12 protein-coding genes are annotated in these 11,760 nt (G+C 35.4%); all 12 read left to right on the top strand.

What is annotated here, in order from left to right:
- The 12 genes from ACSKY2_RS03135 to topA all read left to right on the top strand — a co-directional run bounded on the left by ACSKY2_RS03135 (position 1) and on the right by topA (position 11,740).
- Positions 1-1,695, top strand: coding sequence for an NFACT RNA binding domain-containing protein (locus ACSKY2_RS03135; RefSeq protein ID WP_489878125.1), 1,695 nt, complete (start codon positions 1-3; stop codon positions 1,693-1,695).
- A gap of 131 nt (positions 1,696-1,826) precedes the next feature.
- Positions 1,827-2,465, top strand: a complete 639-nt coding sequence (locus ACSKY2_RS03130) for a copper homeostasis protein CutC (protein WP_489878124.1) — start codon at positions 1,827-1,829, stop codon at positions 2,463-2,465.
- A 54-nt stretch (positions 2,466-2,519) separates the two neighbouring features.
- The gene (locus ACSKY2_RS03125; protein WP_489878123.1) at positions 2,520-2,936 is read left to right on the top strand and encodes a MarR family winged helix-turn-helix transcriptional regulator; all 417 of its coding nucleotides are present in this window, start codon (positions 2,520-2,522) and stop codon (positions 2,934-2,936) included.
- A gap of 179 nt (positions 2,937-3,115) precedes the next feature.
- Positions 3,116-3,982 carry a DegV family protein gene (locus ACSKY2_RS03120; protein ID WP_489841151.1) on the top strand — a complete coding sequence of 289 codons (867 nt, stop codon included), beginning with the start codon at positions 3,116-3,118 and terminating at the stop codon, positions 3,980-3,982.
- Positions 3,983-4,162: 180 nt separating this feature from the next.
- Complete coding sequence (locus tag ACSKY2_RS03115; protein WP_489878122.1) at positions 4,163-5,008, top strand: DegV family protein; 846 nt, start codon at positions 4,163-4,165, stop codon at positions 5,006-5,008.
- Between the two features lie 187 nt (positions 5,009-5,195).
- Complete coding sequence (locus tag ACSKY2_RS03110; RefSeq protein WP_489878121.1) at positions 5,196-6,068, top strand: DUF459 domain-containing protein; 873 nt, start codon at positions 5,196-5,198, stop codon at positions 6,066-6,068.
- 1 nt (position 6,069) lies between these two features.
- Positions 6,070-6,687 carry a YpmS family protein gene (locus ACSKY2_RS03105; RefSeq protein WP_489841154.1) on the top strand — a complete coding sequence of 206 codons (618 nt, stop codon included), beginning with the start codon at positions 6,070-6,072 and terminating at the stop codon, positions 6,685-6,687.
- Positions 6,684-6,905 carry a YozE family protein gene (locus ACSKY2_RS03100; protein WP_489841155.1) on the top strand — a complete coding sequence of 74 codons (222 nt, stop codon included), beginning with the start codon at positions 6,684-6,686 and terminating at the stop codon, positions 6,903-6,905. The genes ACSKY2_RS03105 and ACSKY2_RS03100 overlap by 4 nt, the downstream gene beginning before the upstream one ends.
- A gap of 18 nt (positions 6,906-6,923) precedes the next feature.
- Positions 6,924-7,796, top strand: coding sequence for a ribosome biogenesis GTPase YlqF (gene ylqF / locus ACSKY2_RS03095; RefSeq protein ID WP_489878120.1), 873 nt, complete (start codon positions 6,924-6,926; stop codon positions 7,794-7,796).
- Positions 7,789-8,550, top strand: a complete 762-nt coding sequence (rnhB, locus tag ACSKY2_RS03090; RefSeq protein WP_489878119.1) for a ribonuclease HII — start codon at positions 7,789-7,791, stop codon at positions 8,548-8,550. The genes ylqF and rnhB overlap by 8 nt, the downstream gene beginning before the upstream one ends.
- A gap of 52 nt (positions 8,551-8,602) precedes the next feature.
- Positions 8,603-9,469: a DNA-processing protein DprA gene (gene dprA / locus ACSKY2_RS03085; protein WP_489878118.1), complete on the top strand. Its 867-nt coding sequence runs from the start codon at positions 8,603-8,605 to the stop codon at positions 9,467-9,469.
- Between the two features lie 126 nt (positions 9,470-9,595).
- A complete protein-coding gene (gene topA / locus ACSKY2_RS03080) occupies positions 9,596-11,740 on the top strand; it encodes a type I DNA topoisomerase (protein ID WP_489878117.1) in 2,145 nt (714 codons plus the stop codon).
- Positions 11,741-11,760: the final 20 nt, after the last annotated feature.

The following is an 11,760-nucleotide window of genomic DNA, read 5'->3' as shown; positions in this document are numbered from 1 at the left end:
ATGTCATTTGATGGCCTTTTTACACATGCGATGGTGCAGGAACTAAATAAAACATTGTCTGGTGGTCGAATTATGAAAATTCATCAACCGTACTCAAATGAAATTTTTTTAATTATTCGTCATAATCGCCAAAATTATCCCGTCTTATTAAGTGCTCATCCTTCTTTCGCGCGTACACAGATTTCAAGGATTAAGTATACGAATCCACAAACTGCGCCAAATTTCGCGATGATGTTACGGAAACATTTAGAAGGTTCAAAGTTAATTAAAATTGAGCAAGTTGAAAATGATCGTATTATCAGATTTGTTACTTCGGGACGTGATGAATTAGGGGATGAAGAACAAACGACTTTAATTCTTGAGATGATGGGGAGACATTCAAATCTGTTCTTAGTGGATGAGGCTTCACAACGCATTATTGATTTAATCAAACACGTACCAGCGGACCAAAATCGGGTGCGTACACTAATGCCTGGGGGAAGCTATACTTTACCACCAAAACAAAATGTCATTAATCCAATGCACTCATTAGACGGGTTAGCTAATATTATTTTAGATAATCCTAAAATTGATAATCTTGCCCAACAGATTCAACGTCATTTTCAAGGATTTGCGCATGATTCTGCAGTAGAATTAGCAAATGTCTTGCAACAATCTGGCAATGCTTTAGTTCTAGCACAAAAATGGTTAGATCAGTTTAACGAACCAAAACCACAATTGATTATGACAGCAAAAGGTGTTAATTTTTCACCATTTGAATGGCAAACGATGATTGGTGAGAAAGTATCGTTTACAACATTAAGTGATATGTTGGATGCGTATTTTGCAGAAAAATCTGAAAGAGATCGTGTTCAACAACAAGCTGTAATAGTATTGCGTACGGTGCGAAATGAATTGAAGAAAAATAAAAATAAGATAAAAAAGCAGCGTATTGAACTGGCTAATGCTGATCATGCAGATGAATTTCGTATAAAAGGTGAGTTATTAACAACTTATATGACGCAAATACAACGAGGCATGACAAAAATAACATTACCAAATTATTATGATGATAATCAGCCGTTAACAATTGACTTATCTAATCAAATGGGTCCTTCTCAAAATGCCCAAAAGTATTTTACAAAATATAACAAATTAAAAAATTCTGTGAAATATTTAAATTCCCAAATTAATTTAGCACAGCAAGAAATTGATTATTTTGAAACGCTACTTGCACAGATTGATATTGCTTCCCCAAAAGATATTGCAGAAATTAAAGAAGAATTGACACAAGAAGGTTATTTACGCGTTCAACATAAGAAAAAGCAAAAAACAAAGGTCAGTCAACCTGAAAAATTTTATGCAACAAATGGGACACTCATTGAAGTTGGGAAAAACAACTTACAAAATGAGCGTCTGTCGATGAAAACAGCGGCAAAATCAGATATATGGTTGCATACAAAAGATATTCCTGGATCGCATGTTATCATTCATGATAGTAACCCATCAGAAGATACGTTGTATGAAGGCGCTATGTTAGCAGCCTATTTTTCTAAAGCTAGAAATTCAGCAAATGTACCAGTTGATTATTTACCAGTTCGTAAACTTAGAAAACCCAATGGCTCAAAGCCAGGTTTTGTTATTTTTGAAGGACAAACAACGATCACTGTGACACCAGAACAAAAAATTGTTCAAAAATTACGCCAAAATAATTAAGAAAAACTTTAAGGTCAGGTTAATGACGTGTATTAACCTGCCTTTTTTAGTATCTTATTTATAAAACGAGTTTAAAAATAACATGACGATGTCACAAATAATTTTTAAAGTGTACAACGGAGGAACTGGCAATGAAAAGAGAAGTGGCTTTAGCAGATTTAAAGACAATGACAACTGCAATTGCTGCAGGCGCAGATCGAATTGAACTAAATGCAAATTTAGAATTAGGCGGTTTGACACCAGACAGTCAAACAGTTTCGCAAGCAGTCGCACTTTCTAAGCAAGCACATATTGATTTAGTTGTCATGATTCGTCCACGTCCTGGTGACTTTAATTATACACATTTTGAAATAGATAAAATGCGTCAATCAATTTTAACTTTCAAGAAACTAGGCGTTAAAACGGTAACTTTTGGTGCTGTCAATGAACAAGGTCAATTAGCTCGTGATAGTATGTTAAAATTATTAGAGGCTGCCAGACCAATGAAGGTTGTTTATCATATGGCTTTTGATAGCATTAATTTGGATTGCCAGAAACAAGCATTGCGTTGGTTGCAACAATATGGTGTTATTCGTGTGTTAACACATGGCGGTAATTTGGATATGCCAATTAATGAAACCTTACCTCATTTACAAGAAATTATTGCAATGACTCCAGAGGGCTTAACGATTTTGCCAGGTGGTGGTATAACTTATCAAAATGCTAACCAAATAGCAAATGACTTGGGTGTTAATGAAGTGCATGGCTCTAAAGTAGTGAAGTTATTTTAAATTTCTTTGTATTTTTAGGTTGAGTAGCATTTGTGCAATATTTTGGAGGTTGATATGAAAACTATTCTTGAAGCACTTTGGCAGACTGATAAGCAGTATAAAATAGCCCTAACAAAGATTACAAAAAATCATGGTATAACGATTGCAGAGTGGCAATTATTAAAACATCTTGATGATAAAATTGATACACAAGATAAACTATCTGCTGATACTGGTTTAGATAATTCGACGTTGTCAAGACAATTACATTCATTAACTAAAAAAGAATTAGTGGTTAGTGAAGCCATCGGTCATGACCATCGACAATTAATCTACCGATTGACATTACGAGGTACTGATACATTACATGCGATTAATGAAAAACATCAGTCTTTCCATGATAATGTCTTTCAGTTGTGGTCAGATGAAGAACTAAGTATGTTACAAATTTTATTAAATCGACTAGGTAAATCAATCAGTAAACCCTTTTAAAGTGTAAAAAATTGCATACTACTGAAATCAAGTTCGATTTATGATATGATTTATTATCGAGTGATTAAGTCATTATTGATAAGTATAACTTTGTAGAAATTTTTGAAGAACACATTAATAGTACTTAAAAAGGCAACGTTATCGTTAACGTTTAGATGACTTTGAAAGGATTTAGTGAAATGAAACTTGCAGTCGTGACTGATTCCACCGCATATTTGGATCGAGCAGAAATTGATAAATATAATATTAAAGTAATGTCAATGCCAGTCATTATTGATGGCGTAACATATCATGAAGGCATAGATATTACTACTGAGGAATTTTATGAAAAATTAGTGTCATCGTCAGAGTTTCCAACGACGTCTCAGCCAGCTGTTGGTGATTGGTTGTCGTTATTTGAATCATTAAAAAGTGAGGGCTATGAGGGTGCAATTGTCATAGACTTAGCTGCAACTATTTCGGGTACGGTTAATACCGTTGCTGGGTTAAATGGGATGGTTGATGATTTTGAAATTTTTGGGTATGATTCGAAAATTACGGTTCGTCTAATGGGACATTTAGTCCTTAAAGCAGCACAAATGGTTCAAGCAGGTAAGGACATTAATGAAATATTAAATGTGTTAGATGAGTTATCTGCCACAATTGATGAATGTTTCATTGTTGATGACTTACAAAATTTGGTGCGAGGTGGCCGTCTCTCGAATGCCTCAGCCTTTATTGGTACGATGTTGAAAATTAAGCCATTATTGACATTTGATAATGAGACAAATCATATTGTACCATTTGAAAAAGTTAGATCGATGAAAAAGGCTATGCAACGAGCTGAAGTTTTGTTTCATGAAGCCAAAGAAAAAGCTGATTATCCATTACGTGCAATTGTCATCCAAGGAAATGATGAAGTCGCTGGTCAAGCTTGGCATGATGAATTACAAAAAAAGTATCCAGATATGCGTGTTGAATATTCATATATTGGGCCGGTTATTGGTGCTCACTTGGGAAAAGGTGCACTTGCGTTAGCTTGGTTACGTGATCCAGACTCACTATAAAGAATGGAGCTGTTGTCTTTCTAAAGTAAGATATGACAGCTTTTTTAGTATTTTGACATAAACGTTATTGTTTAGTTATTAAAACTAGATTATCTTTTTTTGCATATTACTTCATTGAAAAAGCGAACTAAAGATGAGATAATTGAGTATATTGAAAAGAGAAAACGGGGAATTGATGTTATGGCCCAAGTAAAAATTGTGACTGATTCAACAGCGATGTTGTTACCTCATGAAATTGAAAAGTATGATATAAAAGTTATTCCGTTAACAATTACGATTGATAGTGTTACCTACCAAGACGGTATTACCATTACACCGGAAGAATTTATGGATAAAATGGCAGCTTCTAAAAATTTGCCACAAACTTCACAACCAGCATTGGGTATGTTTACAGAAGTCTATGAACCACTTGTAGCAGATGGTTCTGCTGTTATTTCAATCCACCTAACAAAGGGATTGTCTGGCTCAGTTGATGCTGCTCGTCAAGCAGCTATGATGGTCGATGGGGATGTCACTGTCATTGACTCTGATTTAATTGATCGCTCACTCGGTATGGTTGTCTTGGCGGCTGCTAAGAAGGCAGCGAGTGGTGCAACTCGTAACGAGGTAATCGCCGAAGTAGAGTCTGTTAAAGCCAAAACAGAACAATATGTCATGGTTTCAAAATTGGATAATTTAGTTGCAGGTGGTCGTTTATCTAAAACTGCAGGTTTATTAGCAGGAATGTTAAATATTCATGTTGGTGCTCATGTGGTTAAGGGCAATATTATTGTCGAAGCAAAAGGACGTGGCACAAAGTCAACCAAAGCCTATATCAAAAAAATTACTGATTTACTACAGACCGTACCGAATGGTGTACACGCTATTGGTATATCAACCGCTGGTATTCCTGAACAACGTGAAAAATTAGGTGAACAATTGCAAGCATTATTTCCTAATGTAGAAATTGTTTTACAGCAGACGACACCAATCGTTGCGACTCATACTGGTGATGCTGCCATTGGTTTTAGTTACCAATTAAATTAAAAAAGATTGGTGCATGTCAGTAACAATCTTTAAAAATAAGCCATCAATCTACGACATCTCATGGATAGGTTGATGGTTTTTTGTGTGAAAAATCATTGCATATTTTAGTCATTTTTTCTTGCGGGTAAAAATATGGTAAAATATCTAACTAGGTTATTGTTAAGCATTGTTGAAGGGAGTTGTTGGTATGCGACGTGCATTTTTTTTATTTTTATCAACGCTAAGTGTTGTCCTTTTTTGGGGAGCCACGACAGTCAATGCAGCCAACAAAGATGTCATTAGGCTAGTTGCAGTAGGTGATTCACTAACAGAAGGTGTTGGAGATACGACAGCTCAGCAAGGATATACAAAACGAACGGCAAAGCAATTATCTAAAAAATATGATATTGCTGTTAAAACAGCTAATTATGGTAAAGCGGGTGACCGCTCTGATCAGATTTTAAAGCGTATTAAATCAAATCCGCAAGCTGTTGATCAATTAAAGAAAGCTGATGTCATTGTAATGACTGTAGGAGGTAATGACTTACAACAGACACTGTTTAAATCAGTTTTCGCTAAATCAGAAACAGATGTGACAAAGCATGTGGAAAGAGCGATGCCAAATTATACCCAACATTTGATGGCATTGACTGCTTTTATAAAGAAACAAAATAAACAAGCACCCATTTATTTATTTGGTAACTATAATCCTTTATATGTTTATTTAGCAAATCGAGATGATTTAAATGATGATGTTAAAATATATAATGATATTAATGCAAATTTAGCATCGACTGATAAACAAATATACTATGTTTCAACGTTTAATACGCTTACTTTTGGTCAGTATACGACTAAAGCAGCGCGTGAAAAATTACGATTAGCAGCAGAAAAGGCTAATCGGGGTTCCTTAAATAATAAAATGGTGACAGAAACCTTACAAAAGCAAACAGACAAAGAATTAAATCAGTATATTACGACACAAGATCATTATCATCCAAATGACCTAGGCTATGATAAGATGAGTCAGTTACTAGTTAAAAAAATGATATTAAACAAGCAGGACTGGTTAAAAAAATAATATGAAACAAGAAAATATACGATCAAACATAGATTCAGTTGTGCGTCAAGCACAAAAGCGAGGGTACTTAAAGGGAATTCTTAGTACGTTAGTCGTATTAGTTATTTTAAGTACAGTACTTATTTTTATGCCTCAAAGTCATCAACATGTGACAGATTCACGTCCTGAGATTGGTCGTGCATCATTTGAAGTTAGAATTAGCCGCAAGGAATTAAACGCTTTAGTTGAAAAATATATAAATGCTGATCCGTCACTACGACATCAATTCCGTTTTGAGATGCAAAAACAAGGGATGATGTTATATGGCACTTATAAATTATTTGGACAGTCAGTTGATTTTGGTATGCGAATGACACCAGAAGTGACAAAAAATGGGGGTATTTTATTACATGCTGACTCAGTCGCTGTTGGTCAGTTACCGCTACCTGTTAAATATGTTATGAATTATTTTGGCAAAAAGATTGATTTACCTGATTGGTTAGTCCTTGATTCACAGAAGAAAACATTATTGATTGATTTAGGTAAGGCACCAAAAGTACAAGGTGTACGTGTTAAGGCAATTCAAATTAATCCTAAACAGGATAAGTTTGTGTTTAGAGGAGGATTTTCAGACAAATGAGACGTTCTTTTTTTCAATGGTTAATGACGCAAAGGAATCCGGTAACAAGTGATGAAGTTGAAAATTTTGCGAATGCAGCATTTTATGATACACAATTTCCAAAACATTCAAATAATTTTGATTTAATTTCACGATATCTCGAAGAAAATGCATCGTATTTACACAGTATGTCGATTTTTGATCAGGCATGGGCAGAATACCAAGCATCAGAAGAATAATTAATTGGAGGTATTAACATGTCACAAATTATACAATGGTTCCCTGGACATATGGCCAAAGCATTTCGATTGATGCGTGAAAATTTAAAACACGTTGATATTGTTTTTGAATTGGTTGATGCACGAATCCCACTTTCTTCACGTAATCCAGAATTAGATGAGGTCTTGGGTGATAAGCCAAGACTATTAGTGATGACAAAAACAGATTTAGCAGATGCTGAACGAACAAAACAATGGCAAAACTATTTTGAATCTCAAGGATTAAAGGTTGTGTCTTTAGACACACGTGGGCACAAGACACCCCAAATCATTACAAAAGCAGCCCGTGCTGTATTAGCTGATAAATGGGCTAATTTAGCTGAAAAAGGTGTCCAAGATAAAGCAATCAGAGCATTAGTTGCTGGTGTGCCTAACGTTGGCAAGTCAACTTTGTTAAATCATTTGGTGACAAAAAATGTGGCCATAACAGGTGACCGTCCTGGTGTCACAAAAAAATTACAATGGTTAAAAACACCGACAAATTTAGAGTTATTAGATACGCCTGGGGTATTATGGCCAAAATTTGTTGATCAAAGATTCGGGCAACATCTTGCGATGACGGGGGCAATTAAAGATCAATTAGTTAATTTAGATGATATTTCGTTAGTAATGTTAAATTTTTTTAGAGATTACAATCCACAAGCCATTGTGGAACGGTATCACTTGAATTCAACCATTTGGGATGAACAGTCAGATGTCGATATCTTGCTGACTATAACACAGAAACTTGGCTTTAAAGATGATTACGACCGTGCTTCAGAACGGTTATTACTTGATTTAAGACGTGGCAAGTTGGGTAAATATACGTTGGAATTACCAAGTGATAAGATCGGTGAAGTTATTGATGAATAGCGTAGAAACAATTGCTCAGATTAAAAAAAAGTTAAATGGTATACCCGATGAAAGTGATTTAAAGCGGTGGCAACAAGATCAACGGAAAGGTGTGCAAACTTTATTAAAACAATTTAAAAAACAGCAAAATAAATTGTTTTTACAGAAACAAGCATTTGAAAAGCGCTTGATTTTTGAAAAAGAAGTTTGGCGTGCTCAGCAAGTTGTTGCAGGCGTTGATGAGGTTGGTAGAGGTCCCTTAGCTGGGCCTGTTGTTGCTGCAGCAGTAATTATTGATGAGTCGTTTGATTTAACGATTGTGCATGATTCTAAGCAATTATCTGGCAAAATAAGACAAGCCATTGATCAAGAGATTAGAAATAAAGTTGTCGATTTTGCATTTGGTATTGTTGCTGCTGCTGATATTGACCAATTAAATATTTATGAAGCATCAAGAATTGCAATGCTTCAAGCAGTTGAAAATTTGACACAACATGTGGATAGATTACTCATTGATGCAATGACGATTGATTTAGCTTTACCACAAGAAAAATTAATTAAGGGTGATGATCGTAGTATATCGATCGGAGCAGCTTCAATTTTAGCGAAAAATTATCGTGATAGTCTTATGAAACAATATGCAAAGCAGTATCCAGGGTATGGATTTGAACGTAATGCTGGTTACGGTACGGCTGAACACTTGTCAGCTTTGGCTAAGCTAGGTATTACGCCCATTCATCGTAAAACGTTTGCCCCTGTTAAAAAATATTTATAAATAATAAACAAATCACGTTGATAAACGTCTCTATCATTTAAGGGAGGTTATTATGAAGCAACGTGATTTTTTATTATGGTTATTATTAATACCTGGTCTAACTATTAAAGGCCGATTTCGCATATGGCAATATATGGCTGTTACTAAAATTGCTAATTTATCTTGGCAATTGATTCTGCAAATTAGTCGTATGAATCATTCACAGGTACAGCGAGCAGTAGCATGGAAAAAACGAGACAATTGGCATGCTGACTGGGAACAACTTAAACAAGAAAAGTATATTACCATTTGTGATTCAGAATATCCTAAGTACTTACATGAGTGTGTTGATGCACCAATTTGTTTATTTTATAAAGGAGATCTATCGTTATTAGCACATCCTCTTGTTGCAATTGTTGGTGCACGTCAAGCAACCAATTATAGTGAAGTGGTATTAAATTCTTGGATACCACAGTTAATCGCCGCTGGATTAACAACAGTATCAGGATTAGCATATGGTGTTGACGAATTAACTCATCGCCATTCAATTAATGCGGGAGGAAAGACGATTGGTGTTATAGGCACAGGTTTAAATCATACTTATCCAAAACGACAGGATCATTTACAACGAAATGTGGGACAGACTGGTTTATTATTAAGTGAGTACTTACCCTGGGAAGGACCTAAAAAGCATCATTTTCCAGAACGTAATCGTATTATTTCGGGATTAAGTCAGGTTTGCGTTATTATTGAAGCACAACGACGGTCTGGTTCGCTAATTACAGCAATGTTGGCACTCGAACAAAATAGAACTGTCATGGCTTTACCTGGGCGTATTGATGAAAAGAATTCTCGTGGAACAAATGAACTTATTTTAGCTGGTGCAATCCCTGTCATATCAGTTAGTCAAATTATTTTAGAGTTTCAACATTTTTACTAATTATTCAAATGATGTGGTAAGGAGTATTTGGCAAAATTTCGTTGTATAGTGTATAGTACAATATTGTTAGGTTATAGAGACTAATTGAAAATAAAAAATAATTTATAAGAAAAGAGGTGCACGCAAATGGCTTCACAAACTGCTGTTAAAGAAAAAAAGACGCGTGCGGTGAAAGCAACAGGTACTAAAACAAAATCTCGAGCGAAGACAAAGTCCAAACAAAAGAAAAATTTGGTTATTGTCGAATCACCATCTAAAGCGAAAACAATTGAAAAGTATCTTGGTAAAAACTATAAAGTTGTTGCTAGTATTGGACATATTAGAGACTTACCAAAATCAACAATGGGTGTTGATATTGAAAATGATTATCAGCCAAAATATATTAATATACGTGGTAAGGGTGATATTATTAAATCTTTGAAAAAAGATGCTAAAGCAGCTAAGCATGTTTATTTGGCTTCTGACCCGGATCGAGAGGGTGAAGCCATTGCATGGCATTTGTCTCACATTCTAGATTTAGATTTGGAAGCTAGTGATAATCGAGTTGTTTTTAATGAGATCACCAAAGATGCTGTAAAAGATGCTTTTAAGCATCCACGAAAGATAGATATGGATCTTGTTGATGCGCAACAAGCTCGTCGAATTTTGGATCGTTTGGTTGGCTACTCATTATCTCCTATTCTATGGAAGAAAGTGAAAAAAGGATTATCTGCTGGACGTGTACAATCAATTGCCTTAGGGCTGGTTATTAAACGTGAACAAGAGATACAGGCATTTGAACCAGATGAATATTGGTCTTTAGATAGTACCTTTAAAAAGGATCGGACAAAATTTAAAGCGGTATTTTATGGATTTGATGGTAAAAAAGCTGGTTTACCTGATAATGATGCTGTGCAATCAGTTTTGAAACAAATTGATAGAACAGCACCATTTCATGTCATAAATGTTGTGACCAAGGATCGTAAACGAAATCCACAACCACCATTTACAACGTCGACAATGCAACAAGCAGCCAATACACAATTAAATTTTAAAACACGTAAAACAATGATGGCTGCACAGCAATTATATGAGGGTATTAATTTAGGCGGGAAGAATGGTACAGTTGGTTTAATAACCTATATGCGTACTGACTCTATTCGTTTATCAGAAACTGCTAAGTCAGAGGCTGCATCATTTATTAATGAAGAGTATGGTGCAGACTATGCTGCAACAAAACCAGTTCAAGGTAAGCAACAAGAAGGGGCTCAAGATGCTCACGAGGCCATACGTCCAACCTCAGTATTTCGAACACCAGCTTCTGTAAAGGATAAATTAACAAACGATCAATTTAAACTTTACCAATTGATTTGGTCACGATTTGTTGCTAGTCAAATGACACCAGAAATTTTAGCAACAATGGCTGTAACGATTGAACAAAATGGTGTCACTTTCCGAGCAAATGGTTCACAAACAAAATTTGCTGGCTATACTAAGGCGTATCCAGCTGCAAAAAATAAGGATAATAAGTTACCGAGTTTGACGACAGGAGACCAAGTGAGTCTTGAAGTTATGTCTCCTGAACAACATTTTACGCAGCCACCAGCTCGCTATACTGAAGCAACATTAGTTCGAGCATTGGAAGAAAATGGGGTTGGTCGTCCATCAACATATGCTGCAACGATTGAAACGATTCAACGTCGTGCATATGTACGCTTAGATACTAAAAAATTTGTGCCAACAGAGTTGGGTGAGCTAGTTCAAAATACTGTACAAGAGTTTTTCCCCGATGTGACTAATATTAAATTTACCGCTCAAGTAGAAACTGATTTAGATAGTGTTGAAGCAGGGGAAAAATATTGGGTAAAAGTCGTAGATGATTTCTTCACGCCATTTTCAAAAGAATTAGAAACCGCTGAAAAAGAAATGGAAAAAATTGTTTTAAAGGATGAATTGGCTGGTTTTGATTGTGAGATTTGTGGTGCCCCAATGCTTAAAAAATTAGGACGTTATGGTAAATTCTATGCTTGTTCACGTTTCCCAGATTGTCGTAATACGAAGACAATTGTGGAAGAAATTGGGTTGCTCTGTCCTAAGTGTGGTATCGGACAAATTGTTGAACGTAAGACAAAACGTGGTCGGAAATTCTATGGCTGTTCGCGTTATCCGGAATGTGATTTTGTTTCATGGGATAAACCAACTGAGAAAACATTACCAGATGGGACAACGCCAAAAGAAGATGATGAGCAAAAAGATACTGAACAAGTAAAACAATCAGAAACTGCTAAATAAGTATGAAAATCGAGGTTGTT

Source organism: Weissella sp. ESL1156, assembly GCF_058505625.1.
The sequence above is the reverse complement of the archived record's forward strand: the minus strand, read 5'-3'. Positions and strand labels throughout refer to the sequence as shown.

Bases quoted from the DNA above. Each gene is read 5' to 3' on its own strand.
- ACSKY2_RS03110 (WP_489878121.1), top strand. From the start codon at position 5,196: ATGCGACGTGCATTTTTTTTATTTTTATCAACGCTAAGTGTTGTCCTT.
- ACSKY2_RS03115 (WP_489878122.1), top strand. From the start codon at position 4,163: ATGGCCCAAGTAAAAATTGTGACTGATTCAACAGCGATGTTGTTACCT.
- dprA (WP_489878118.1), top strand. From the start codon at position 8,603: ATGAAGCAACGTGATTTTTTATTATGGTTATTATTAATACCTGGTCTA.
- ACSKY2_RS03135 (WP_489878125.1), top strand. From the start codon at position 1: ATGTCATTTGATGGCCTTTTTACACATGCGATGGTGCAGGAACTAAAT.
- ACSKY2_RS03125 (WP_489878123.1), top strand. From the start codon at position 2,520: ATGAAAACTATTCTTGAAGCACTTTGGCAGACTGATAAGCAGTATAAA.
- rnhB (WP_489878119.1), top strand. From the start codon at position 7,789: ATGAATAGCGTAGAAACAATTGCTCAGATTAAAAAAAAGTTAAATGGT.
- ACSKY2_RS03130 (WP_489878124.1), top strand. From the start codon at position 1,827: ATGAAAAGAGAAGTGGCTTTAGCAGATTTAAAGACAATGACAACTGCA.
- topA (WP_489878117.1), top strand. From the start codon at position 9,596: ATGGCTTCACAAACTGCTGTTAAAGAAAAAAAGACGCGTGCGGTGAAA.
- ylqF (WP_489878120.1), top strand. From the start codon at position 6,924: ATGTCACAAATTATACAATGGTTCCCTGGACATATGGCCAAAGCATTT.
- ACSKY2_RS03120 (WP_489841151.1), top strand. From the start codon at position 3,116: ATGAAACTTGCAGTCGTGACTGATTCCACCGCATATTTGGATCGAGCA.
- ACSKY2_RS03100 (WP_489841155.1), top strand. From the start codon at position 6,684: ATGAGACGTTCTTTTTTTCAATGGTTAATGACGCAAAGGAATCCGGTA.
- ACSKY2_RS03105 (WP_489841154.1), top strand. From the start codon at position 6,070: ATGAAACAAGAAAATATACGATCAAACATAGATTCAGTTGTGCGTCAA.